The sequence below is a fragment of the Pseudomonas sp. NCHU5216 genome, from assembly GCF_052156495.1.
Classification (GTDB): domain Bacteria; phylum Pseudomonadota; class Gammaproteobacteria; order Pseudomonadales; family Pseudomonadaceae; genus Aquipseudomonas.
In genome coordinates, this window is record NZ_JBQLIX010000029.1 from 1 (window position 1) to 23396 (window position 23396).

18 protein-coding genes are annotated in these 23396 nt (G+C 66.3%); 7 read left to right on the forward strand and 11 right to left on the reverse strand.

The annotated features are described in order from the left end of the window. Nucleotides 1-185 precede the first annotated feature (185 nt). Together ACSVIK_RS18355 and cra are read right to left on the reverse strand one after the other, a co-directional pair. A complete protein-coding gene (locus ACSVIK_RS18355; RefSeq protein ID WP_442445671.1) occupies nucleotides 186-965 on the reverse strand; it encodes a TatD family hydrolase in 780 nt (259 codons plus the stop codon). 88 nt (nucleotides 966-1053) lie between these two features. Next, nucleotides 1054-2040, reverse strand: a complete 987-nt coding sequence (cra, locus tag ACSVIK_RS18360) for a catabolite repressor/activator (protein ID WP_442445672.1) — start codon at nucleotides 2038-2040, stop codon at nucleotides 1054-1056. Between the two features lie 249 nt (nucleotides 2041-2289). Here cra and ptsP point away from each other — a divergent pair, with 249 nt between their 5' ends. The 3 genes from ptsP to ACSVIK_RS18375 are packed head-to-tail and all read left to right on the forward strand — an operon-like array spanning nucleotide 2290 to nucleotide 7811. Then, complete coding sequence (gene ptsP / locus ACSVIK_RS18365; protein WP_442445673.1) at nucleotides 2290-5151, forward strand: phosphoenolpyruvate--protein phosphotransferase; 2862 nt, start codon at nucleotides 2290-2292, stop codon at nucleotides 5149-5151. Continuing rightward, entirely contained in the window at nucleotides 5151-6071 is a 921-nt protein-coding gene (gene pfkB / locus ACSVIK_RS18370) for a 1-phosphofructokinase (protein WP_442445674.1), read from the forward strand. The genes ptsP and pfkB overlap by 1 nt, the downstream gene beginning before the upstream one ends. A gap of 12 nt (nucleotides 6072-6083) precedes the next feature. Next, nucleotides 6084-7811 (forward strand): fructose-specific PTS transporter subunit EIIC, encoded by a 1728-nt coding sequence (locus ACSVIK_RS18375; RefSeq protein WP_442445675.1) that lies wholly within the window; start codon nucleotides 6084-6086, stop codon nucleotides 7809-7811. On the opposite strand, the gene cueR is transcribed toward ACSVIK_RS18375, so the two are convergent. The 3 genes from cueR to ACSVIK_RS18390 all read right to left on the reverse strand — a co-directional run bounded on the left by cueR (nucleotide 7812) and on the right by ACSVIK_RS18390 (nucleotide 11067). After that, nucleotides 7812-8243: a Cu(I)-responsive transcriptional regulator gene (gene cueR, locus ACSVIK_RS18380; protein WP_442445676.1), complete on the reverse strand. Its 432-nt coding sequence runs from the start codon at nucleotides 8241-8243 to the stop codon at nucleotides 7812-7814. Continuing rightward, nucleotides 8240-10612, reverse strand: a complete 2373-nt coding sequence (locus ACSVIK_RS18385) for a heavy metal translocating P-type ATPase (RefSeq protein WP_442445677.1) — start codon at nucleotides 10610-10612, stop codon at nucleotides 8240-8242. Before ACSVIK_RS18385 ends, cueR begins: the two co-directional genes overlap by 4 nt. Before the next feature lie 62 nt (nucleotides 10613-10674). Then, nucleotides 10675-11067, reverse strand: a complete 393-nt coding sequence (locus ACSVIK_RS18390; RefSeq protein ID WP_268181412.1) for a hypothetical protein — start codon at nucleotides 11065-11067, stop codon at nucleotides 10675-10677. A gap of 106 nt (nucleotides 11068-11173) precedes the next feature. Here ACSVIK_RS18390 and ACSVIK_RS18395 point away from each other — a divergent pair, with 106 nt between their 5' ends. Next, entirely contained in the window at nucleotides 11174-11371 is a 198-nt protein-coding gene (locus ACSVIK_RS18395) for a heavy-metal-associated domain-containing protein (RefSeq protein ID WP_442445678.1), read from the forward strand. 1 nt (nucleotide 11372) lies between these two features. On the opposite strand, the gene ACSVIK_RS18400 is transcribed toward ACSVIK_RS18395, so the two are convergent. Continuing rightward, a complete protein-coding gene (locus ACSVIK_RS18400; RefSeq protein ID WP_442445679.1) occupies nucleotides 11373-11993 on the reverse strand; it encodes a TetR family transcriptional regulator in 621 nt (206 codons plus the stop codon). A gap of 170 nt (nucleotides 11994-12163) precedes the next feature. Between ACSVIK_RS18400 and ACSVIK_RS18405 the strand changes: the two genes are divergently transcribed. Next, complete coding sequence (locus ACSVIK_RS18405) at nucleotides 12164-13333, forward strand: Bcr/CflA family multidrug efflux MFS transporter (protein WP_442445680.1); 1170 nt, start codon at nucleotides 12164-12166, stop codon at nucleotides 13331-13333. Between the two features lie 1040 nt (nucleotides 13334-14373). On the opposite strand, the gene adeC is transcribed toward ACSVIK_RS18405, so the two are convergent. The 3 genes from adeC to ACSVIK_RS18420 are packed head-to-tail and all read right to left on the reverse strand — an operon-like array spanning nucleotide 14374 to nucleotide 20110. Then, entirely contained in the window at nucleotides 14374-15807 is a 1434-nt protein-coding gene (adeC, locus tag ACSVIK_RS18410) for an AdeC/AdeK/OprM family multidrug efflux complex outer membrane factor (protein WP_442445681.1), read from the reverse strand. Continuing rightward, nucleotides 15804-18947: an efflux RND transporter permease subunit gene (locus ACSVIK_RS18415; RefSeq protein ID WP_442445682.1), complete on the reverse strand. Its 3144-nt coding sequence runs from the start codon at nucleotides 18945-18947 to the stop codon at nucleotides 15804-15806. Before ACSVIK_RS18415 ends, adeC begins: the two co-directional genes overlap by 4 nt. 14 nt (nucleotides 18948-18961) lie before the next feature. Next, complete coding sequence (locus tag ACSVIK_RS18420) at nucleotides 18962-20110, reverse strand: efflux RND transporter periplasmic adaptor subunit (protein ID WP_442445683.1); 1149 nt, start codon at nucleotides 20108-20110, stop codon at nucleotides 18962-18964. A gap of 174 nt (nucleotides 20111-20284) precedes the next feature. Between ACSVIK_RS18420 and ACSVIK_RS18425 the strand changes: the two genes are divergently transcribed. Further along, the gene (locus tag ACSVIK_RS18425) at nucleotides 20285-20920 is read left to right on the forward strand and encodes a TetR family transcriptional regulator (RefSeq protein ID WP_442445684.1); all 636 of its coding nucleotides are present in this window, start codon (nucleotides 20285-20287) and stop codon (nucleotides 20918-20920) included. On the opposite strand, the gene ACSVIK_RS18430 is transcribed toward ACSVIK_RS18425, so the two are convergent. Further along, nucleotides 20917-21099: a hypothetical protein gene (locus ACSVIK_RS18430; protein ID WP_442445685.1), complete on the reverse strand. Its 183-nt coding sequence runs from the start codon at nucleotides 21097-21099 to the stop codon at nucleotides 20917-20919. The two genes, ACSVIK_RS18425 and ACSVIK_RS18430, sit on opposite strands and share 4 nt — an antisense overlap. A 209-nt stretch (nucleotides 21100-21308) precedes the next feature. Continuing rightward, a complete protein-coding gene (locus ACSVIK_RS18435; RefSeq protein WP_442445686.1) occupies nucleotides 21309-22325 on the reverse strand; it encodes a zinc-binding alcohol dehydrogenase family protein in 1017 nt (338 codons plus the stop codon). Nucleotides 22326-22439: 114 nt separating this feature from the next. Between ACSVIK_RS18435 and ACSVIK_RS18440 the strand changes: the two genes are divergently transcribed. Further along, a complete protein-coding gene (locus ACSVIK_RS18440; protein ID WP_442445687.1) occupies nucleotides 22440-23360 on the forward strand; it encodes a LysR family transcriptional regulator in 921 nt (306 codons plus the stop codon). Nucleotides 23361-23396 lie beyond the last annotated feature (36 nt).

Genomic DNA, 23396 nt, shown 5'->3' on the forward strand with positions numbered 1-23396 from the left:
CGGGGCCGGATGGCGGGGCCAAGCCTTTTTGCCTTCTTTTGTGGCGTTTGACAAAAGAAGGTCGCCGGGGGGCGAAATGGGAGACGTCAGCTAAGCGCCGATAAGCAGCTTGAACACCGAAAACAACACACAAACTTGCCAGTCCAGTGTCAACCACTGATTTTCCCGAGATTCCGCGAAGAACCTTATTTCCAACCGAACAAATGCTCGGCATTGCGGCTGCTGGCCTCGGCCAGCTCGGTGGCGTCCATGTCGCGCAGCAGCGCCAGGACGCTGCAGATTTCCGGCAGATACTCCGGGCTGTTGCGCTGGTGGGCATGCATCGATGGCGCCATGTCCGGCGCGTCGGTTTCCAGCACGATGGCCTCCAGCGGCAGCTCTGCCACCACCTTGTGCAGGCGCTTGGCTTGCGCCCAGGTGGCCGCGCCGCCGAGGCCGAGGCGAAAACCCAGCTTGATGTATTCGCGAGCTTCCTCGTAGCTGCCGGCAAAGGCATGGATGATGCCGCCACGGTGCAGGCGAAAGCGCTTCAGGGTGGCGATGGTCGCAGCATGGGCGCGGCGGACGTGCAGCAGCGCCGGTAACTCGAACTCGGCGGCCAGTTCCAGCTGCGCCTCGAACAGCGCCTGCTGGCGCGTGCGGTCGAGGTGTTCGAGGTAGTAGTCCAAGCCGAATTCACCAACGGCGCACAACTTGCGCTGCCCGGCCAGACGTTCCAGCCAGTCGCGCAACTGCTCCAGGTGCTCCGGGCGATGATCGTCCAGATATACCGGATGCAGGCCGAAGGCGGCATGCAGTCCTTCGTTCGCCTCCACCAACTGCCACAGGCGCTGCCAGTTGTCCTGGTACACGCCGAGCACCACCAGGCGCTCGACACCCCGGTCGCGGCAGCGGGCGAGCACCGCGTTGCGGTCGGTGTCGAATTCCGAAAAATCCAGATGGGTATGAGTGTCGATCAGGCGCATGAGCAGGCATAACCAATGGGCGAGGGTTCAGCTTACTGCCAATGTCGGGGGCGTTGGCGAGTTTTTCAGGCCCTGGTGTCAACTGACCCTAGGCACGCGCCAGAAAGCTGCGCTCGATGGCCTCGACACCCGGTTGGTAGTCGTCCTGCTCCACCGCACGCAGAGCCCAGGTCAACACCCGTTCGGCGATGCGCTCGTGCTGCTGGCACATGGCGTTGACCCGCAAGGGCAAGAAGTCCAGCAACTGATTGTCGCCGAAGGTGGCCAGGCGCAATGCTGACCAGGTGCTCTGCGGTTTCTCCTGGAGCAGGTCGAACACCCCTTCGAGCAGCACGTAGGCGGTGCTGACCAGGGCATCGGGCGGGCCGGCTTCGGCGAGCAGGGCCTGCATCTGCTGGTAACCGCTGCGGCGGTTGAACTGCTCGCCGTAGTAGACGCTGATGCGCCCCTCGAAACCCTCCAGGGCCTGGCGAAAGCCGCGCTCGCGTGCCTGGCTGATGACCAGTTCCGGGCGCGCGGCGAGCAGGCCGATATGGCGGGGCCTGGTCGGCAGCAGGCTGCTGGTGAGCTGGCGCCCGGCGGCCTCGTCATCGCTGACCACCGAGCGGATATGCTGCGGCGACAGCGCCCGATCCACGGCGATGATCGGCAGCCCGACGGCCACCAGTTCGGGGTACAGCGGGTCGTCCGGCGGCAGGCAACTGGCAACGATCAGCGCATCGCAGCGACGCGAGCGGAACAGCTCGAGCAACTGCCGTTCGCTGTGCGGGTCGTCGTCGGAGCTGGCAATCAGCATCTGATAGCCGGCGGCACGCGCCTTCTGTTCCAGCAGTTTGGCCAGGCGCGCATAGCTGGGGTTTTCCAGATCCGGCAGGATGAAGCCCAGGCAGCGGCTTTGCCCGCGGCGCAGGCTGGCGGCCTGCTGATCCGGGCGGTAACCATTCTCCTCGACCACCGCGAGCACGCGCTCGACGGTGCTCTGGCTGATTCGGCGCTTCTCGGCCTGGCCGTTGATCACATAGCTGGCGGTGGTCACCGAGACCTGCGCGAGGCGGGCGATGTCGCTGAGTTTCACGGGCGAATCCTGAACGGGGAGGCGATGATCGGGCTTCAAGGATTACCCATTATCGGCTAAGGTGCCAGTGTCAGGTGAAACGTTTCAGCAATTGATTGGTCAGTGCCAGGCCAGATAGACGAATACCGGGTGCCATGCAGCGCCTAGTCTTCACTGATAGTTTTTTCACAGGCTTTCAACCCATAACAAGATTCATCGTCGGTGCCGCCCAGGCTGGTCACCGGCTCCAAGCTGCCGGAGGTAACCCCCATGCTCGAACTCGATGCCAGCCAGATCCAGATGGGCCGCCAGGCGGCGGACAAGTCGGCGGCACTGGCCATGATTGGCGAGGCACTGGCGGCCGGCGGCCTGGCCACCCCGAGTTATCTCGAAGGGCTGCGCGCGCGCGAAGCGCAAGGCTCGACCTACCTGGGCCAAGGCATCGCCATTCCTCACGGCACGCCACAAACCCGCGATCAGGTACTCAACACCGGCGTGCGCCTGATCCAGTTCCCCGAGGGAGTGGACTGGGGCAACGGCCAACAGGTGTACCTGGCCATCGCCATCGCCGCGCAGTCGGACGAACACCTGCACCTGCTGCAACTGCTTACCCGTGCCCTCGGTGAGGGTGACCTGAGCCAGGCGCTGCGCGAGGCCCGTGAGCCCGAGCAGATCGTCGAGCTGCTGCAGGGCGCGCCGCAGGCGCTGGCGCTGGATGGGCAACTGGTCAGCCTGGGCCTGGCTGCCGAAGACTTCGACGAATTGCTGTGGCAGGGCGCGCGCCTGCTGCGCCAGGCCGGTTGTGCCAGCAGCGGCTTCGCCCTCGGCCTGGCGCGCAGCGAAGCACTGCCGCTGGGGGATGGCCTGTGGTGGCTGCACAGCGAGCAGAGCGTGCAGCGCCCCGGTCTGGCCTTCGTCACCCCGGCGCAAGCCCTGAGCTTTCGTGGGGAGCCGCTCAAGGGCCTGTTCTGCCTGGCCAGCCAGGGGGAGGCGCATCGCCAGGCCCTGGAGCGTCTGTGCGACGTGCTGATCGGTGGTCGAGCCGCCGAGTTGAGCGAAGCCAACGACAGCCGCCGGGTGATCGAAGCGCTCGGCGGCGAGGTGGCGCCGGACTGGCCCAAGGTGGCGGTGCCCCTGCTCAATGCCCATGGTCTGCATGCCCGCCCGGCCAAGGCGCTGAGCGAACTGGCGCAGCGCTTCGACGGCGAGGTGCGGGTGCGCCTGCTCGGTGACGAAGGCGCCGGGGTCTCCGCCAAGAGCCTCAGCCGGCTGCTGGCCCTCGGCGCCCGACGCGGCCAGGTGCTGGAGTTCAGCGCCGCGCCGGAAATCGCCGCCGACGCGCTGCCGGCGCTGCGCGCCGCGGTGGAAAGCGGCCTTGGTGAAGCAGTGGAGCCGCTGTTGAACGAGGCGGCGGAAGTGCCCGCCGTGCTGGCCGAGGAGCCGTTGCTGGCGCCGCCTGCTGGCAGCAAGGTACAGGCAGTCGCCGCTTCGCCCGGCATCGCCATGGGCCCGGCGCTGGTGCGGGTGATGCCGCGTTTCGAGTTCGCCGAGCAGGGCGCCGGCGTGGACAGCGAACGCCAGCGTCTGAATGAAGCCCTGGCTGCCATTGCCGCGCAGATCCAGCGCCTGGTGGATGGCGCCGGAGTGGCCAGCATTCGCGAAATCTTCAGCGCGCACCTGGCCATGCTGGAGGATCCGGCCTTGCGCGAGGACGTCGACGCCCGCCTGGAGACCGGTGCCAGCGCCGAAGCCGCCTGGCAGCAGGAGATCGAGACCGCCGCGCAGCGCCAGGAAGCCCTGCACGACATTCTGCTGGCCGAGCGTGCCGCCGATCTGCGCGACATCGGCCGCCGTGTGCTGGCGCATCTGTGCGGCATCGAGCTGCCGCGCGAACCCGACGAACCCTATGTGCTGGTGATGAGCGAGGTGGCGCCGTCGGACGTCGCCGCCCTGGATCGCCAACGTGTGGCCGGAATCCTCACCGCCAACGGTGGCGCCACCGCGCACAGTGCGATCATCGCTCGTGCTCTGGGTATCCCGGCGGTGGTCGGTGCCGGCGAGGCGATCCTGGCGCTGGCCCAGGGCACGCCGCTGCTGCTCGATGGCGACAGCGGCCTGGTGCGCATCGACCCGGACGAAGCCACCCGGCAGCAGGCCGTGCGCGAACGCGAGGCTGAGCAGCAGCGCCGCGAGCAGGCCCACGCCACCCGCCTCGAACCAGCGCTGACCCGCGACGGCGTGCAGGTGGAGGTGGCCGCCAATATCGGCGCGGCCAGCGAAACGGTGGGTGCCGTCGAGCTGGGTGCCGAGGCCGTGGGCCTGCTGCGCACCGAGCTGGTGTTCATGGAGCACGCTCAGGCGCCGAGCCAGGCGGCCCAGGAGCGCGAGTACCGCCGCGTGCTCGAAGCCTTGGGTGGGCGCCCGCTGGTGGTGCGCACCCTGGATGTCGGCGGTGACAAGCCGCTGCCCTACTGGCCGATGCCGGCCGAGGAGAACCCCTTCCTCGGCGTGCGCGGCATCCGCCTCAGCCTGCAGCGTCCGGAAATTCTCGAAACCCAGTTGCGCGCCCTGCTGACCTCGGCCGCAGGGCGCCCGCTGCGCATCATGTTCCCCATGGTCGGCACGATGGAAGAGTGGCGTACCGCGCGTGACCTGGCGCAGCGCCTGCGTGAGGAAATCCCGGTGCAGGATCTGCAACTGGGCATCATGATCGAAGTGCCCTCGGCGGCGCTGCTGGCACCTTTGCTGGCGCGCGAAGTGGACTTCTTCAGCATCGGCACCAACGACCTGACCCAATACTGCCTGGCCATCGACCGTGGCCACCCGCAGCTCTCGGCCCAGGCCGACGGCCTGCATCCGGCGGTGCTGCGCCTGATCGCCATGACGGTAGAGGCGGCCCACGCCCACGGCAAATGGGTGGGCGTATGCGGCGAACTGGCCGGCGACCGCCTGGCCGTGCCGCTGCTGGTGGGCCTGGGGGTGGACGAGCTGAGCGTGTCGCCGCGCAGCATCGCCCTGGTCAAGGCGCGCGTGCGCGAGTTGGACAGCCGTGAGGCGCGCACCCTGGCGCAGCGCGCGCTGACCCTGGAGAGCGCGGTCGCCGTGCGCGCCCTGGCCGGAGGCTTGCACTGATGGCACGGATTCTCACCCTGACCCTGAACCCGGCGCTGGATCTGACCCTGCGCCTAGACCAGTTGCAGCCCGGCGCGGTCAACCGCTGCCGGGATTTTGCCAGCCATGCCGCCGGCAAGGGGCTGAACGTCGCCCAGGTGCTGGCCGACCTCGGCCACACGCTGAGCGTCAGCGGCTTTCTTGGCCGCGCCAACGCCGCGCCGTTCGAGGCGTTGATGCACAAGCGCGGCTTTCGTGACCTGTTCGTTCGTGTGCCGGGCGAGACGCGCAGCAATATCAAGCTGGCCGAAGCCGACGGGCGCATCACCGACCTCAACGGCCCCGGCCCGCAGATCGAGGACGCTCATCTGGCACAACTGCTGAATGAGCTGCAGCCACTGCTGGCCGGGCATGACGCCGTGGTGGTGGCCGGCAGCCTGCCGCGTGGCGTATCGCCCGAGTGGTTCGCCAGCCTGCTCAAGCGGATCAAGAGCGCCGGCTTGCCGCTGGCCGTGGACAGCAGCGGCGCGGCGCTGAGTGCTGCGCTGAGCGTCACGCCCTGGCTGATCAAGCCCAACGAAGAGGAACTGGCCGAGGCCTGCGGCGCCGATCTGGCGGCGGCAGTGGCGCGCCTGCGCGGGCAGGGTATCGAGCACATCCTGCTGTCACGCGGCGCCGAGGGCGTCGACTGGCATGGCCCGAACATCGCCCTGCGCGCGCTGCCGCCACGGGTCGAGGTGGCCAGCACGGTGGGCGCCGGCGATTCGCTGCTAGCCGCCAGCCTGCACGGCCTGCTCGAAGGCTGGCCGGCCGAGCGCACTCTGCGCCTGGCCACGGCGGTGGCCGCGCAGGCGGTCACCCAGATCGGCTTCGGCATTCACGATATCGACCAACTGGCGCGGCTGCAGGCCGCTGTCCAGCTACAGCCCTTGCAAGAATAAGAGGCCCCGACCATGAATCTGTTGATCGTCACCGCCTGCCCCAACGGCCAGGTCACCAGCGTGCTCTGTTCGCGCTTGCTGCAGGCCGCCGCCGAGCGCCTGGGCTGGAAAGCCAAGGTCGAGGTGCATGACTCTCGCGCCATCGGCTCGCCGCTGAGCGAGGCCGATATCGCCGCCGCTGACTGGGTGCTGGTGGTCAAGACCGGCGACCTGCCGTTGGCCCGCTTCGCCGGCAAGCGCCTGGTGCAATCCACGCCAGCCGAGGCGCTGGCCGAGCCGCAGCGCTTTCTGCGCGAGGCGGCCGAGCGTGCCGAGCCCTATCAGGCCGTTGCCATGCCAGCAACCAGCGGTTCGCGCCGTCTGGTGGCCATCACCGCTTGCCCGACCGGCGTAGCGCACACCTTCATGGCCGCCGAAGCGCTGCAGCAGGCCGCCGCGCGCATGGGCATCGAGCTGCAGGTGGAAACCCGTGGCTCGGTGGGCGCGCGCAACCTGCTGGACGAGGCCGCCATCGCCGCCGCCGATGCTGTGCTGCTGGCCACCGATATCGAGGTGGACACCAGCCGCTTCGCCGGCAAGAAGGTCTACCGTTGCGGCACCGGCGTGGCGCTCAAGCAGCCGCAGCAGACCCTGGAGCGTGCGCTGAACGAAGCGCGACCGCTGGCCGAGGCCGCGTCGGTCGAGGGCAGTGCGCCTGCCAAGAGTGGCGAAAAGAGCGGGCCCTACAAGCACCTGCTGACCGGTGTGTCCTACATGCTGCCGATGGTGGTGGCCGGTGGTCTGCTGATCGCCTTGTCCTTCGTCTTCGGCATTGAGGCGTTCAAGGAGGAGGGCACCTTCGCCGCTGCCCTGATGAAGATTGGCGGCGACGCCGCGTTCAAGCTGATGGTGCCGGTACTGGCCGGTTACATTGCCTATTCCATCGCGGATCGTCCGGGCCTGGCGCCGGGGATGATCGGCGGCCTGCTGGCCAGCTCGCTGGGCGCGGGCTTCATCGGTGGTATCGTCGCTGGTTTTCTCGCCGGTTATTCGGCCAAGGCCCTGGCACAGTGGGTGCGCCTGCCGGCCAGCGTCGAGGCGCTCAAGCCCATTCTGATCATCCCACTGCTGGCCAGCCTGTTCACCGGCCTGGTGATGATCTACGTGGTCGGCACCCCGGTGGCCGGCATGCTGCAGTCGTTGACCACTTTCCTCGACGGCATGGGCAGCACCAACGCCATTCTCCTCGGCGTGCTGCTCGGCGGCATGATGTGCGTGGATCTTGGCGGGCCGATCAACAAGGCCGCCTACGCCTTCTCCGTTGGCCTGCTGGCGTCGAGCAGCTATGCGCCGATGGCGGCGACCATGGCCGCCGGTATGGTGCCGCCGATCGGCATGGCCATCGCCACCGTGCTGGCGCGGCGCAAGTTCGCCGACAGCGAGCGCCAGGCCGGCAAGGCCGCCGGGGTGCTGGGACTGTGCTTTATCTCCGAGGGGGCGATTCCCTTTGCTGCCAAGGATCCGCTGCGGGTGATCCCGGCCAGCATCGCCGGTGGTGCGCTGACCGGCGCGCTGTCGATGTACTTCGGCTGCAAGCTGATGGCGCCGCACGGCGGCCTGTTCGTGCTGCTGATCCCCAACGCCATCAACCATGCGCTGCTGTATCTGCTGGCCATCGTCGCCGGCAGCCTGCTGACCGGGGTGGTCTATGCGTTGATCAAGCAGCCCGAAGCTCAGCCCTTGGCCATGGAAGCGGCCTGATCAGTCACGAGGTGGCGTCGCGCAGCAAGGCGTCGCATCGTCCAACCCTTGCTCCAGCCCGTGCAGGATGGGGCAGTCCGGCCGCCCATCGCCCTGGCAACTGGCGGCCAGCTCGGCCAGGGTGTCGCGCAGGGCGCTCATCTCGGCGATGCGCCGTTCCAGCTCGGCGATATGCGCCTCGGCCAGCGCTTTTACATCGGCACTGGCGCGCTGCTTGTCCTGCCATAGCGCCAGCAGCCGGCTGACTTCCTCCAGCGAGAAGCCCAGATCGCGCGCCCGCTTGATGAAGGCCAGGCGGTGCAGATCCTGCTCGTTGTACTGGCGATAACCGCTCTGCGTACGCCCGGCGCGCGGCAGCAGGTCGATGGACTCGTAGTAGCGAATCATCTTGGCGCTGAGGCCGGTGTGTTTGGCGGCCTGGCCGATATTCATGGGCGTGGTCTCCAGCGGCTGAGCAGCAGCGCGTTGCTCACCACGCTGACGCTGGACAGGGCCATGGCGGCACCGGCGAACATCGGGTTGAGCAGGCCGGCTGCGGCCAGCGGTATGCCGATCAGGTTGTAGATGAAAGCCCAGAACAGGTTTTGGCGGATCTTCGCGTAGGTACGCCGGCTGATGTCCAGCGCGGCGGGCACCAGGCGCGGGTCGCCGCGCATCAGGGTGATGCCGGCGGCGTGCATGGCGGCATCGGTACCGCTGCCCATGGCGATGCCGACATCGGCGGCGGCCAGGGCCGGTGCATCGTTGATGCCGTCGCCGACCATGGCAACCGGGCCATGCTGACGTAGTTCGCCGACCAGTCGCGCCTTGTCCTCCGGCAGTACCTGGGCGTGGGGCTCGTCGATGCCCAGCTCGCTGGCCACCGCCGCCACGCTGCCCTGGTTGTCACCGCTGATCAGATGGCTGCTGATGCCCTGTTCGCGCAACTGCGCGATGGCCTCGGCGGCTCCGCTCTTGAGTGCGTCACCGAAGGCCAGCAGGCCGAGCAGGCGGGGTTGGTCACCAGTTTCCAGGAGCCAGGACAGGGTGCGCCCTTCGGTCTCCCAGGCGTGCGCGGATTGCTCCAGCGCGCCCATGGCCAGCTTGTGTTCCTGCAACAGGCGGCTGCTGCCCAGTTGCAGTGAGCGGCCTTCCAGCGTACCGGCGATGCCACGCCCGGCCAGCACGCGGCTGTCGCTCAGGGCCGGCAGGGCGATGTCGCGTTCTTCGCAGCTTTGCAGCACGGCCTTGGCCAGCGGGTGTTCGCTGCCCTGCTGCAGGCCTCCGGCCAGGCGCAGCAGCTTGGTTTCATCGGCCTCGCCCAGGCCGATATGGACGATACGCGGCTTGCCTTCGGTGAGGGTGCCGGTCTTGTCGAAGGCGATCTGCTGGATAGCGTGCGCCACCTCCAGGGCTTCGGCGTCCTTGATCAGGATGCCATGACGCGCGGCAACGCCGGTGCCGGCCATGATCGCAGTCGGCGTGGCCAGGCCGAGGGCGCAGGGGCAGGCGATCACCAGCACCGCCACGGCATTGAGCAGGGCATTTTCCAGCGCTGCGCCGAACATCAGCCAGCCAAGCAGGGTGGCCAGGGCCAGCAGCAGCACAGCGGGGACGAACACCTGGCTGACCTTGTCCACCAGCTTCTGGATCGGCGCCTTGGCGGCCTGGGCATCCTCCACCAGGCGGATGATGCGCGCCAGCACGGTTTCCGCGCCCAGTGCGGTGGTGTTCACCAGCAAGCGACCTTCACCGTTGATGGCACCGGCAGTGACCTTGTCGCCGGGCTGCTTGGCCACTGGCAGGCTCTCGCCGCTGATCAGCGCTTCGTCGGCATGGCTGCGGCCCTCAATGACCTCGCCGTCCACCGGGAAGCGCTCGCCGGGTTTGACCAGCACCTGGTCGCCCAGAGCCAGGGCGTCGATGGCGACCTGCTCTTCGCGGCCGCCTTGCAGGCGCGTGGCGTGATCCGGGCGCAGGGCCTGTAGGGCGCGGATGGCGCTGGCGGTCTGGCGCTTGGCGCGGCTTTCCAGGTATTTGCCGAGCAGGATCAGGCTGATGATCACCGCCGAGGCCTCGAAGTACAGGTGCGGCGTCTGCCCGGCCGGCGTCACCGCCCACTGGTACAGGCTCAGGCCGTAGCCGGCGCTGGTGCCGATGGCCACCAGTTGATCCATGTTGCCGGCACGCGCCTTGAGTGCCTGCCAGGCCGCGCGGTAGAAGCGCGCGCCGAAGATGAACTGCACCGGCGTGGCCAGTGCGAACTGCACCCAGGCCGGCAGCGCCCAATGCAGGCCCAGGGGTTCCACCAGCATCGGCAGCACCAGCGGCAGACTGAGGGCGATGGCGGCGAGCAGGGTCAGGCGTTCACGGCGCAGGCGCTGATGGGCGCGATCCGTGTCGGGGCGCGCGTCGTCGAGCAGGGTTGCACCGTAGCCGGCGGCGCTGACCGCTTCCACGGCCTGGCGTGGCTCGAAACCGGCCAGCACCTGCAGGCGCGCCTTCTCGTCGGCGAGGTTGACGGTCACCTGGCTGACCCCAGGCAGCTTGCCCAGGGCGCGTTCGATGCGGCCGACGCAACTGGCGCAGGTCATGCCTTCGATGGCCAGCTCCAGGGATTGCCTGGGCACGCTGTAGCCTGCGCCTTCGATGGCCTCGATCAACTGCGGCAGGCGCTCGCCCGGCGCATCGACGCGGGCCTGCTCGCTGGCCAGGTTGACGCTGACGCTGGTGACATCCGGCAGCTTGCGCAGCGCGCGTTCGATGCGCCCGGCGCAACTGGCGCAGGTCATGCCCTGTATGGGTAGAGCGAAGGTGGTCATCTCAAGCTCCCGTAGTGCGATGGCTACAGGATCAACCTTGACCCTATGGCAAGGTCAAGCATTCAGTTGATCGGCGGCGCGTCACGCAGTCGCAGGCCGTCGGCGTCCATGGCGATGCGGTAGCGGCGGATCTCCCCGGCACGCAGTTGCAGCGACTGGTTGCGCAACTGGGCGATGCCATCCTGGCAACTGCCGGTTCCGGTCAGGCCCAGGCGTAGCGAGACTTCACCCGGTGGCAGGTTGAACGACACCGACTGGCCCTGGTACAGCCGTGCGGCCATCTGGTCGTGCAGATACAGGGCCACCTCGCAGGTGGTGCCGACCTCCAGGCGCTCGCGGGACACGATCAGCACCGCATAACCTTCGCCCTGGGCGCTGTCCACCAGGGGCGTCAGCGGTTCGGCAACGGCGTTGGCTGCCAGGAACGTGGCAAGCAGCAGAGGGTGTGGACGCATGCTGGCAGTCCTCGATGGAGGTGGGTGATGCGGGACAAGGGCTTGACCTTGCCACCGTGGCAAGGTCGAGACTACACCCATCGACCAACGGATCAAGGAGTCAGCCATGCAAGCGTTCAAGGTCAGCGGCATGTCATGCGGGCACTGCGTACGTGCCATTACTCAGGCGATCAAGGCGCTGGACGCTGCTGCCGAGGTGGAGGTGGATCTGGCTGCCGGTCGGGTGCAGGTCAGCGACAGACTGGATGCCGAGCAGGTGCAGGCGGCGATTCGCGAGGAAGGCTACGCCGTGCAGCCGGCCTGAGTCAGGGCCAGTTCAGCAGCAGGCCGCGCAGGCAACTGTCGAATATCGCCGGGGTGTCGTGCTGCGCGTCGAACAGTGTGGGGTCGCGCAGCCAGTCGCTGAACAGGCCCACCAGCATGGCGTGCAGGGCGCGTGAGGCCAGGCGCGGGGTGATGCCCGGGCGCAGTTGCGCCTGCACGGCCGGCAGGGCGAACTGCTGCTCGCACAGCGCGATGAACTGATTGACGAAGGCTTCGTGGCGTTCTTCGGCTTCGCGCAGCTCCTCGGTAAATTCGCAGCGGCGCAGCAGCACGGTGAGGATGCGCCGACGCTGCTCGTCGAACACCAGGTTGGCCATGGCTTCCACGCACAGGTCGCGCAGCAGTTGCAGCGAGGCCATGCCGTCGACCGCCGCCAGTTGTTCGGCCAGCGGCTCCAGCGGCAGGCGCACCTGGTTGAGCATCTCGTGGAACAGGTGCGCCTTGTTCTGGAAGTGCCAGTACACCGCGCCACGGGTCACGCCGGCCTCGCGAGCGATCTGCTCGAGGCTGGTGTGAGCGACGCCGCGCTCGAGGAACAATTGCTCGGCGGCGTTGAGAATGGCTACGCGGGTCTTCTCCGCATCTTCTTTGGTTCTGCGCATGAGGGCCGGGGAGGTCATTTCGGATGGGGCCAGTTTACCGATTTTGCCTGGGTGGCAGGCAGCCACAGTAAGGCTGAATCCCCAGGTATTCGTCAGATCGAGGGCGCCAGGGTTTATCGTGGGCTACGGCAGTGAGATGATTAGCCGGCTAATAAAAGACCTGGATCATCATGTCGCTGCGAATTCTGCTCATCCTGGGCGCTCTCTGTGCCTTCGGCCCTCTGGCCATCGACTTCTACCTGCCTAGCTTCCCGACCTTGGCGCGGCAATTCGCCACCGATGTGGAGCACGTGCAGCTATCGCTGGCGGCCTACTTCATCGGGATCTCCCTCGGGCAACTGTTCTACGGGCCGCTGGCTGACCGCTTCGGGCGGCGTATACCGCTGCTGATCGGGGTCACGCTGTTCACCCTGGCCTCGCTGGCCTGTGCCTTGGCACCGAGCCTGGAATGGTTGATCGGTGCGCGCTTCGTGCAGGCCCTGGGTGGCTGCGCCGGCATGGTCATCACTCGCGCCGTGGTGCGTGATCTGTGCGATCCACTGGCCTCGGCCAAGGTATTCTCGCAACTGGTGCTGGTGATGGGCCTGGCGCCGATCCTGGCGCCGCTGGGCGGTGGTCTGCTGCTGGGCACCCTGGGCTGGCCGTCGATCTTCTATAGCCTGGCGCTGTTTGCCGGGACGTGCCTGCTGGCGGTGTTGCTCTGGCTGCCGGAAACACGTTCGGCGCAGGTGCAGCCGGCTCCCTTGAGCGGGGCGTTCGGCCAGTACTGGGCGTTGCTGCGCAACCGGCCCTTCATGGGCTACAGCCTGGCTGGTGGTGTGGCGATGGCGGGAATGTTCGCCTATATCGCCGGCTCGCCCTTCGTCTTCATCGAGCTGTACGGTGTGCCGGCCGAGCACTATGGCTGGCTGTTCGGCAGCAATGCGGCGGGTTTCGTGCTGATGGCGCAGGTCAATGCGCGCCTGGTGCGGCGTGGCGGCCCGGCGCCCTGGCTGCGGCGCATGGTTCTGCTGTATCTGCTCAGCGCCCTGACGCTGTTGGCCTTGGCGCTCTGGCAGCCGGCGAACCTGTGGATATTGATGGTGCCGTTGTTCGTCTGCGTGGCCAGCCTGGGCTGCGTGCTGCCCAATGCCACGGCTTGCGCCATGGCCGGGCAGGGGCGCCATGCTGGCAGTGCGTCGGGGTTGCTCGGTAGCCTGCAGTTCAGCGTGGCGGCTGGGGCTTCGGCGCTGGTGGCCTATCTGCATGATGGGTCGGCGGTGCCGATGGCGTTGGTGATTGCACTGTGCAGTGCGGTGGCCTGTGCTTTTGCCTGGAGTTGCAGGCGTTTTGTGGTGTGAGGGGGGCGGACGAAGGGATTTTCGTTTGATACCGGACTGGCGAGTTTGTGTGTTGGTGTGGTGGCTTGTTGGGGGGGCTGGACGCCGCTGCTGTGTGTTCAGTGATTCCGGGTTTCGCCCCCTCGGGCGACTCACTTTTCTTTGAAATGCGCAAAGAAAAGTAAGCAAAAGAAACGCACCCCCGCCATCCGGAACTAGGCGTCCCCGTCATGCTTCGCTCGACTTCCCTCACTCCGGCATTGCTCCGGGGTCGGCTTGCAAGGGCCATCCATGGCCCTTCAAGCCTCTCGCGGCATCCATGCCGCTCGCCCCCTGCGCAATGCCTACGTTCGGCCTCCTGAAGGGGGAGTTAGCGCGCCTGAACGTACATTGGCTCCGGGCATGCTCGGAGTGTTCTGGTAACAGTGGAACCACGAGGTGGCTGTCGAATTAAACCAATAGTTTCATTCGCGCAGTTTCATGCGTGTGGCTGCCTCCGCGTAGGGCGTACTCGCGAAGCAGTACGCCATTGGGAGTATTAGGCGTAAGTCGTGGTGCCGAACTTGGCATGGCCCGGCGGACTGTTCGCTTAGGCTCCTGAGTTCGCCCTACGGCTGCCCCCATCAAGCACGCAGAGTTCCGGGGAGTTACCGTGGCTCCAGGCGCGTGCAGAGCCCGCCCAGGAGGGCAAACGGAATCGTCGTGGAAGAGGTTGAGCGGCATGGATGCCGCGAAAGCCGCGATGGGCCAGGGATGGCCCACCGCGGCGGGCCTCTGGAACGGCGATGGAGTGAGCGAACCCTGGCGCAGCCAGGGCCGGATGATCGGGCGGAAGGTTTTGGTTACTTTGCCCGCAAAGTGACTCGCCCGGGAGGGCGAAACCAGAAACATCAGCAAAAACGCGGCAATTCGGAACAGACACCAGAAAAACAAACACCGAATTCCCAGTCCGGTCTCAAGCCCAACTTCCCCGACCTCCGCACAGAACAAAAAAACGCCCCCACCAACTGGGTGGGGGCGGCGCGTGAGGATGAACCGTCCTTGATGCGGGGTACGCGCGATCAATTCTGCGTGGCGGTCACCTCGTCGCCGTTCCAACCACCACCTAGTGCCTTGTACAGCTCCACTTCGCTGGTCAGTTGCGCCAGGCGGTCGCTGATCAGTTGCTGGCGAATGCTGAACAGCTGGCGCTGGGCATCGAGCAGGGTCAGGTAGCTGTCCACGCCGGTGCGATAACGCCGTTCGGCCAGTTCGTAGTAAGTCTCGGTGGTCTGCAGCAGAGTACGCTGGGCCGCGAGCTGTTCACGGTAGGTGGTGCGTGCTGCCAGGCGGTCGGCGACTTCCTGGAAGGCGGTCTGGATGGCCTTCTCGTACTGGGCGACCTGGATGTCTTTCTGCAGCTCGGCATAGTCGAGGTTGGCGCGCAGGCGACCGGCGTTGAAGATCGGCAGGTTGATCTGCGGCTGGAACAACCAGGTGCCGGAACCTGCGTCGAACAGGCCGGATAGTTCGCGGCTGGCGGTGCCGGCGTTGGCGGTCAGGCTGACGCTGGGGAAGAACGCCGCGCGCGCCGCACCGATGTTGGCGTTGGCCGCCTTGAGCTGGTACTCAGCCTGCAGCAGGTCGGGGCGACGTTGCAGCAGGTCGGAGGGCAGTCCGGCCGGTACGCTTTCCAGTATTTGCTTGTCCAGCTTCAGGCCTTGCGGCAGGTCGTTCGGCAGGCCGGTGCCCAGCAGCTGGATCAGCGCGTTGCGATCCTGGGCGACGCGGCGCTGGTACTGCGCCAGGCTGACCCGGGCGCTGTCCACCGCGCTACGTGCTTGGCTCAGGGCCAGGGCATCGGAGACGCCGACGTCGAAGCTGCGCTGGGTCAGTTGGTAGCTGGCTTCGTAGGTTTCCAGGGTGTCCTGGGTCAGCTTGAGCAGGGACTGATCCGCCTGCCATTGCAGGTAGGCGCTGGCCACGCTGGCGATCAGGCTGATCTGCGTGCTGCGTGCGGCCTGTTCGGTGGCCAGGTATTGCTGCAGGGCCTGCTCGCTGAGGCTGCGCAGGCGGCCGAAGAAGTCCAGCTCCCAGGCGTTGATGCCCAGGGTGACGCTGTGCTGGCCGCTGGTGCGCGCCTGCCCGGTCTGGCTCAGGTCGGCCGGCAGGCGCTGGCGCGTGCTGGCGCCATCGGCGGAAACCGAGGGCAGCAGGTCGGCGCGCTGGATGCGGTACAGCGCCTGGTAGGCCTCGACGTTGAGCGCAGCGACGCGCAGGTCGCGGTTGTTCTCCAGTGCCGTCTGCACCAACTGGCGCAGCGCCGGGTCACGGAAGAAGGCCTGCCACTGCAGATCGGCTGCCGCTACGCTGCCTTCGCGGGCTGCGTCGCCGTAGGCCTCGCCCTGCGGCCAGTCCGCCGCCACGGGAGCCTCGGGGCGCTGATAGTCGGGAATCAGGCTGCAGCCGCTGAGCAGGGCAGTGGCTACGGCCAGGGATAACAGGGACTGCCTCATTGCAGTGCCTCCTTGTCAGGGTCGCCGGTCGACTGTTTTTTCTTGCGCTCGAACAGCGAGCAGATGGCCACGTAGAACAGCGGAATCCAGAAGATCGCCAGCACCAGGGCGCTGAGCATGCCGCCGATCACCCCGGTGCCGATGGCGTGCTTGCTGCCGGCGCCGGCGCCGCTGGCGATGGCCAGGGGCAAGCAGCCGAGGATGAAGGCCAGCGAGGTCATCACGATCGGGCGCAGACGCATGCGGCAGGCCTCGATGGCCGCCTCGGTCAGGGTCAGGCCTTTCTCGTACTGCGCCTTGGCGAACTCGACGATGAGGATGGCGTTACGCGCCGACAGGCCGATGGTGGTGAGCAGGCCGACCTGGAAGAACACGTCGTTGGACAGGCTGCGCAACTCGGTGAACAGCAAGGCGCCGATGATCCCCAGCGGCACGGTGAAGATCACCGCGAAGGGAATCGACCAGCTCTCGTACAACGCCGCCAGGCAGAGGAACACCACCAGGATGGAAATGGCGAACAACGCGACCTTCTGCGAGCCGGCCAGGCGTTCCTCGTAGGACAGTCCCGTCCAGGCATAGCCGACGCCTTCCGGCAGTTGCTTGGCGATTTCCTCGACTGCCGCCATGGCATCGCCGGTGCTGTAGCCGGGGGCCGGAGCACCGAGAATCTCCACCGCCGACACGCCGTTGTAGCGCGCCAGCTTGGGCGGGCCGTAGATCCACTCGCCACTGGCGAAGGCGCTGAACGGCACCATCTGCCCCTGGTCGTTGCGCACGTACCACTTGTTCAGGTCTTCCGGGTTCATGCGCGAATCGGCGATGCCTTGCAGGTACACCTTCTTCACTCGGCCACGGTCGATGAAGTCGTTGACGTAGCTGGCGCCCCAGCCGATCGACAGGGTGCTGTTGATATCCGCCAGCGACAGGCCGAGGGCGCGGGCGCGCTCGTCGTCGATCAGCAACTGGTACTGCGGCTCGTCACGCAGGCCGTTGGCGCGTACCTGGCTGAGCACGGGGTTCTGGTTGGCCAGCTTGAGGAACTTGTCGCGCGCCTGGTTCATCACTTCGTGGCCGACCCCGGCCTGATCCTGCAGGAACAGGTTGAAACCGGTGGCGTTACCCAGCTCCATCACCGCCGGCGGGGCGAAGGCGAAGACCATGGCATCACGGAAGCTGAAGAAGTGCATCTGCGCGCGCTGAGCCAGTGCGGCGACGCCGTTCTCCTCACCGGGACGCTCGCCCCAGGGCTTGAGCATGATGAAGGCCATGCCCGAACTCTGGCCGCGACCGGCGAAGTTGAAGCCAGTGACGGTGAACACCGATTTCACCGTGCTCGCCTCGTCTTCCAGCAGGTACTTGCGCATCTTGTCCACCACCACCTGGGTGCGCTCGGCACTGGAGCCTGCCGGCGTCTGCACCTGGGCGAAGAGCACGCCCTGATCTTCCTCGGGGAGGAAGGAGGTGGGGATGCGGGTGAACATCCAGACCATGATGCCGACGATCACCAGGTACAGCAGCAGGTACGGCGCCTTGCGCTTGAGCATGCCGCTGACGCCACGTCGATAGGCGTCGCTGGTGCGGTCGAAGTTACGGTTGAACCAGCCGAAGAAGCCGCCCTTGGCCTCATGGTGTTCGCCGTCGATGGGCTTGAGCAGGGTGGCGCACAGCGCCGGGGTGAAGATCAGCGCCACCAGCACCGACAGCGCCATGGCCGAGACGATGGTGATGGAGAATTGCCGGTAGATCACCCCGGTGGAGCCACTGAAGAAGGCCATCGGCAGAAACACCGCCGACAGCACCAGGGCGATGCCTACCAGGGCGCCCTGAATCTGCCCCATGGACTTGCGCGTCGCCTCCTTCGGCGACAGGCCGTCCTCGCGCATCACCCGCTCGACGTTCTCCACCACCACGATGGCGTCGTCCACCAGCAAGCCGATGGCCAGCACCATGGCGAACATGGTCAGGGTGTTGATGGAGAAGCCGAACGCCGCCAGCACGCCAAAGGTACCCAGCAGCACCACCGGCACCGCCAGGGTGGGAATGATGGTCGCCCGCAGGTTCTGCAGGAACAGGAACATCACCAGGAACACCAGCACGATGGCCTCGAACAGGGTGTGCACCACCCCTTCGATGGAGGCCGAGATCACCGGCGTGGTGTCATAAGGGAAGACCACTTCCATGCCCGCCGGGAAGAACGGCTTGAGATCGTCGATGGTCGCGCGCACCGCCTTGGCGGTGTCCAGGGCGTTGGCCCCGGTGGCCAGCTTGATCGCCAGGCCGGAGGCCGGCAGGCCGTTGAACTGGGCATTGATCGAGTAGTTCTCGCCACCCAGTTCCACCTTGGCCACGTCACCCAGGCGCACCTGGGAGCCATCGGGCTGCACCTTGAGGAGGATCTTGCGGAACTCTTCCGGGGTCTGCAGGCGCGTCTTGCCGATGATGGTGGCGTTGAGCTGGTTGCCCGGTACGGCTGGCAGACCGCCGAACTGACCGGAGGAAATCTGCACGTTCTGCGCCTGGATGGCACTCTTCACGTCCACCGGGGTGAGCTGGAAGCTGTTGAGCTTGGCCGGGTCGAGCCAGATACGCATGGCATATTGCGCGCCGAACACCTGGAAGTCGCCCACACCCTTGGCGCGCGAGATCGGATCCTGCAGGTTGGAGACGATGTAGTCCGACAGGTCTTCGCGGGTCATGCTGCCGTCGGTGGAAACCACCCCGATCACCATGAGGAAGTTCTTCACCGCCTTGGTCACGCGGATGCCCTGCTGCTGCACTTCCTGCGGCAACAAGGGGGTGGCCAGTTGCAGCTTGTTCTGCACCTGCACCTGGGCGATGTCCGGATTGACCCCCTGCTCGAAGGTCACGATGATTTCCATGCTGCCGTCGGAGTTGCTCGCCGAGCTGACGTAGCGCAAGCCGTCGATGCCGTTGAGCTGCTGCTCGATCACCTGCACCACGGTGTCCTGCACCGTCTGCGCCGAGGCGCCCGGGTAGCTGACCTGGATGCTCACGGCGGGCGGCGCGATGCTCGGGTACTGGTTGATCGGCAAGGTGAGGATGGACAGGCCCCCCGCCAGCATGATCACCAGCGCGATCACCCAGGCGAAGATGGGCCGGTCGATAAAGAATCTGGACATTCAGCGTTCTCCGTTCAGCCCTGGCCGTTGTCTTTCTTGGCGTCTGGCGCCGGTTGCTCGGCCTTGACGTTGCCGGCCGGAACCGCCTTGACCTCGGCACCGGGCTGGACGAACTGCAAGCCCTCGGTGATCAGGCGGTCGCCATCCTGCAGTCCGTCTTCCACCAGCCAGGCACTGCCGACGGTGCGGCTGGCCTTGAGTACACGCTGCTCCACCTTGTTCTCGGCATTGACCACCATGGCGGTCGGCTCGCCGCGCTGATTGCGGGTCACGCCTTGTTGCGGGGCGAGAATGGCCTGTTGCTTGATGCCGGCCTGCAGCTCGGCATGCACGAACATGCCCGGCAGCAGCAGATGATCCGGGTTGGGGAACACGGCGCGCAGGGTTACCGAGCCGGTGCCTTCGTCCACGGCTACCTCGGAGAATTCCAGGGTGCCTTCATGGGCGTAGTGGCTGCCATCCTCCAGAACAAGCTGCACCTTGGCGGCATTGTCACCGACCTTCTGCAGGCGACCTGCGGCCAGGTCGCTGCGCAGGCTCAACAGCTCCTTGCTCGACTGGGTGACGTCGACATAGATCGGATCGAATTGCTGGATGGTGGCCATGGCCATGGCCTGGCCGCTGGTGACCAGAGCGCCTTCGGTCACGGCGGAGCGGCCGATGCGCCCGCTGATCGGCGCCAGCACCTTGGTATAGCGCAGGTCGATGCGTGCGCGATCCAGCGCGGCCTGGGCCTGCAGGGCCGAGGCGCGCGCCTCGTCATAGGCCTGTTGGCTCACGGCCTTGTCGGCCACCAGCAACTTGTAGCGATCGGCCAGGGCGCTGGCGGAAATCTGCGTGGCCCGGGCGCTCTCATAGGCGGCTTCGTAGGTGGCCGGGTCGATCTGGTAGAGCTGCTGGCCGGCCTTGACTTCGCTGCCTTCGGTGAACAGGCGCTTCTGGATGATGCCATTCACCTGCGGGCGCACCTCGGCGATGCGATAGGCCGTGGTTCGACCGGGCACCTGGGTGGTCAGGGCAAAGGGCTCGGCCTTGAGGGTGACCACACCCACCTGAGGCGTCTGTTGGGCGGGCGGTGCGCTGTCTTCCTTGCAGCCGGTCAGGCCGAGTAGGGACAGAGCAACGGCGGAAACCAAGACGGCGAAGGCTGGCTTCGTGTGCATCTGCAGGAACCTCGTTCTGGTTGATATCGATGCCCGAAGGGCTAAGAGAAGGGTGAAAAAAGATGGGCAAATATACTTACGTGCGTGAATGTTTGTAAATGCCCGAAACTGCCTTCATACTCTCGACCGCCCCCCTAGGGGCAGGTTTCATCGAAGGCGTAACAAAGGTGGCAAATGGCCAGGCGAACCAAGCAGGAAGCAGAAGCGACACGCGTGCAGATACTCGATGCCGCCGAGCATGTGTTCCATGCTCAGGGCGTTTCGCGGGCAACGTTGGCCGAGGTGGCCAAGGAGGCCGGCGTCAGCCGAGGCGCTATCTACTGGTACTTCGAGAACAAGATAGACCTGTTTCAGGCCATGCTCGAACGCATGCGCCTACCGCTGGAGGAACTGGCGCGGGCCAGCGAAAGCGAGGACGAACCCAACCCGCTCGGCTGCATGCGCGAGCTGTTGATTCAGGTACTCACGCGCCTGGCACAGGATCCTCAGACCCAGCGCATTCATGACATCCTGCGTTACAAATGCGAGTACACCGGCGAACTGCTGGGGCTGCGCGAGCGCATGCGCGCACTGTGCGGCGAGAGCGATCAGCGTATCGCCAAGGCTCTCGCCAACGCCGTGGCCAAAGGTCAGCTACCGGCGCAACTGGATTGCCCACGCGCCGCCGTCTGCCTGCATGCCTTCATCGCCGGTATCGAGGCCAACTGGATACTGGCGCCCAAGTACGACCTGGCCGCGCAAGCGGCGGCAATGGTCGATGCCGTCTTGGATATGCTGCGCAGCAGTCCGGCGCTACGCCGTCCCAGCTAGCTGGCTTGGCGCTGCTCGGGCTCCTGTGGCAGCACATGCGGCGCGCGCAGTCGGCTTTCCAACGTACTGACGAACTCTCTGGCTTGCGCTTCGCTGCGAAAGCTCACGCACTGTTTATCCAGTGATACCTGCCAACGGCTTTCGCCGCCCTGGTTACGCTGCTGAACGATGATCTTCATGCTAGCTACCTCCCGAAGTGAGACGGAACACCGACATCTGTGGGCAGAGCCGTCATGGTAGAACTCCTGCATGACTCTTTACTGACATGAATCAAATCGCAATGTAACGGGTATCGTTCGGTGGCCTGGAATGCAGGCCTGGCAAGGCATTTGCCGTTCGTCGGAAAACATGAACCTTTGTGCTGGGGCGGCTTCAGCGGTGGCTCGGCTCAAAAACCTTCGAGCACGATCTTGCCCTTGGCCGAGCCACTTTCCAGCAGGGCATGGGCGCGGCGCAGGTTGGCGGCATCGATACGACCGAAGTGCTCGCTCAGGGTAGTTTTCAGCACGCCAGCATCCACCAGCTCGGCTACCCGTTGCAGCAAGCGGTGCTGCTCGATCATGTCGGCGGTCTGGTACAGCGAGCGGGTGAACATCAGCTCCCAGTGCAGCGACAGGCTCTTGCGCTTGAGCTTCATCACGTCCAGCGGCTGCAGCGGATCGTCGATCAGGGCCAGGCGTCCTTGGGGCTGCAAGGCTTCGATGAGCTGGTCGAAGTGCTGATCGGTCTGGGTCAGGCTGGCCACATGGGTGACCTGGCCGATGCCGATGCGCGCCAGTTCCTCGCTCAGCGGTTTGCTGTGATCGATCACATGGTGCGCGCCCAGCTCGCGCACCCAGGCCTGGGTCTGCGGGCGTGAGGCGGTGCCGATCACGGTCAGGCCAGTGAGGCGCCGTGCCAGTTGCGTGAGAATCGAGCCGACGCCGCCGGCGGCACCGACGATCAGCAGGCTCTGGTCGGCACTGGCGCTACCTTCGCCAACCTGCAGGCGCTCGAACAGCAGTTCCCAGGCGGTGATCGCGGTCAACGGCAGGGCGGCGGCTTCGGCGAAGGACAGGCTCTGCGGCATCTTGCCGACGATGCGCTCGTCGACCAGGTGCAACTCGCTGTTGGCGCCGGCGCGATCCAGGGCGCCGGCATAGAACACCGGGTCACCCGGCTGGAACAGGCTGACCGCGCTGCCCACCGCCTTGACCACACCGGCGACGTCCCAGCCCAGCACCTTGGCCGTGCCAGGCTCGGGGGCGACATTGCGGCGGATCTTGGTGTCGACCGGGTTCACCGATATGGCGCGTACCTCCACCAGCAGATCGCGCGGGCCAGGCGCGGGCTCGGGCAGCTGCACGTCCTGCAGGGCCTCGGGATGGTCGGCTGGCAGGGACTGGTAATAGGCGATGGCTTTCATGAGGCTTACTCCTGAGTCGTTGAACGAGATGGATCATGCTCTTTCAATTGGATGACGAGAAAAAGCCGCGCTTGGTAGAGTCTCTTTCATCTTTTTTTTGAAAGTGCTGCCGCCATGCTGCGTCTCGATGACCTGCAACTCTTCGTTCGCACTGCCGAAGCCGGCAGCCTTTCCGCCGCCGCACGGCTGCTGGACGTGTCGCCCGCCGTGGCCAGCGCCGCACTCAAGCGCCTGGAGCAGCAACTGCAGGTGCGCCTGCTGGCGCGCTCCACGCGCAGCCTGCGCCTGACCCCGGAGGGCGAGCAGTACCTGGTGCATGCTCGTCAGGCCTTGCACAGCCTGGAACAGGGGCGCCAGCAACTGGCCGGCAGTCAGGAGGGCATTCGTGGTGTGCTGCAACTCTCGGCACCCTCGGATTTTGGCCGCAATACCCTGCTGCAATGGCTCGATGCCTTTCAGGAGGCTCACCCGCAACTACACCTGCGCTTGCTGTTGGCCGACCGCATGGCCGATCTGTTTCGCGAGCCGGTGGACATCGCCCTGCGCTACGGCGCGCCGGAGGACTCCAGCCTGGTGGCCTTGCCGGTGGCAGCGGACAACCGCCGGGTACTCTGTGCCGCACCCGACTACCTGGCCCGGCACGGTGCGCCGCAAACGGTGGAAGAGGTGGCCCGACACAACTGCCTGCTGTACATGCTGCACGGTCGGGTGCACGAGCGCTGGCGCTTCAGTCAGGGCAAACGCGAGCTGCTGGTGACGGCTACCGGCAACCGCGTCAGCGACGATGCCGACGTGACCCGACGCTGGGCCGTGGCGGGGCAGGGGCTGGTGTACAAGTCCTGGCTGGACGTGGCCGAGGACGTAGGCGCCGGGCGCCTGCAGGTGCTGCTGCCGGACTGGCTCGGCGAGCCGACGCCGCTGTATCTGGTCTGCGCTCACCGGGCGCAGTTGAGCAAGGCGGTGCATCTGCTGCGCGAGTTCCTGCAGAGCCGCTGCGAGCTGTTGCTGGCGGACGCGCCGTGGCGGGGCGTCTGAGCTCTGCTAGACTCTCGCCTCGAACGGCTGCGGCAA

Bases quoted from the DNA above. Each gene is read 5' to 3' on its own strand.
- ACSVIK_RS18355 (WP_442445671.1), bottom strand. From the start codon at position 965: ATGCGCCTGATCGACACTCATACCCATCTGGATTTTTCGGAATTCGAC.
- ptsP (WP_442445673.1), top strand. From the start codon at position 2,290: ATGCTCGAACTCGATGCCAGCCAGATCCAGATGGGCCGCCAGGCGGCG.
- pfkB (WP_442445674.1), top strand. From the start codon at position 5,151: ATGGCACGGATTCTCACCCTGACCCTGAACCCGGCGCTGGATCTGACC.
- ACSVIK_RS18375 (WP_442445675.1), top strand. From the start codon at position 6,084: ATGAATCTGTTGATCGTCACCGCCTGCCCCAACGGCCAGGTCACCAGC.
- cueR (WP_442445676.1), bottom strand. From the start codon at position 8,243: ATGAATATCGGCCAGGCCGCCAAACACACCGGCCTCAGCGCCAAGATG.
- ACSVIK_RS18385 (WP_442445677.1), bottom strand. From the start codon at position 10,612: ATGACCACCTTCGCTCTACCCATACAGGGCATGACCTGCGCCAGTTGC.
- ACSVIK_RS18390 (WP_268181412.1), bottom strand. From the start codon at position 11,067: ATGCGTCCACACCCTCTGCTGCTTGCCACGTTCCTGGCAGCCAACGCC.
- ACSVIK_RS18395 (WP_442445678.1), top strand. From the start codon at position 11,174: ATGCAAGCGTTCAAGGTCAGCGGCATGTCATGCGGGCACTGCGTACGT.
- ACSVIK_RS18400 (WP_442445679.1), bottom strand. From the start codon at position 11,993: ATGCGCAGAACCAAAGAAGATGCGGAGAAGACCCGCGTAGCCATTCTC.
- ACSVIK_RS18405 (WP_442445680.1), top strand. From the start codon at position 12,164: ATGTCGCTGCGAATTCTGCTCATCCTGGGCGCTCTCTGTGCCTTCGGC.
- adeC (WP_442445681.1), bottom strand. From the start codon at position 15,807: ATGAGGCAGTCCCTGTTATCCCTGGCCGTAGCCACTGCCCTGCTCAGC.
- ACSVIK_RS18415 (WP_442445682.1), bottom strand. From the start codon at position 18,947: ATGTCCAGATTCTTTATCGACCGGCCCATCTTCGCCTGGGTGATCGCG.
- ACSVIK_RS18420 (WP_442445683.1), bottom strand. From the start codon at position 20,110: ATGCACACGAAGCCAGCCTTCGCCGTCTTGGTTTCCGCCGTTGCTCTG.
- ACSVIK_RS18425 (WP_442445684.1), top strand. From the start codon at position 20,285: ATGGCCAGGCGAACCAAGCAGGAAGCAGAAGCGACACGCGTGCAGATA.
- ACSVIK_RS18430 (WP_442445685.1), bottom strand. From the start codon at position 21,099: ATGAAGATCATCGTTCAGCAGCGTAACCAGGGCGGCGAAAGCCGTTGG.
- ACSVIK_RS18435 (WP_442445686.1), bottom strand. From the start codon at position 22,325: ATGAAAGCCATCGCCTATTACCAGTCCCTGCCAGCCGACCATCCCGAG.
- ACSVIK_RS18440 (WP_442445687.1), top strand. From the start codon at position 22,440: ATGCTGCGTCTCGATGACCTGCAACTCTTCGTTCGCACTGCCGAAGCC.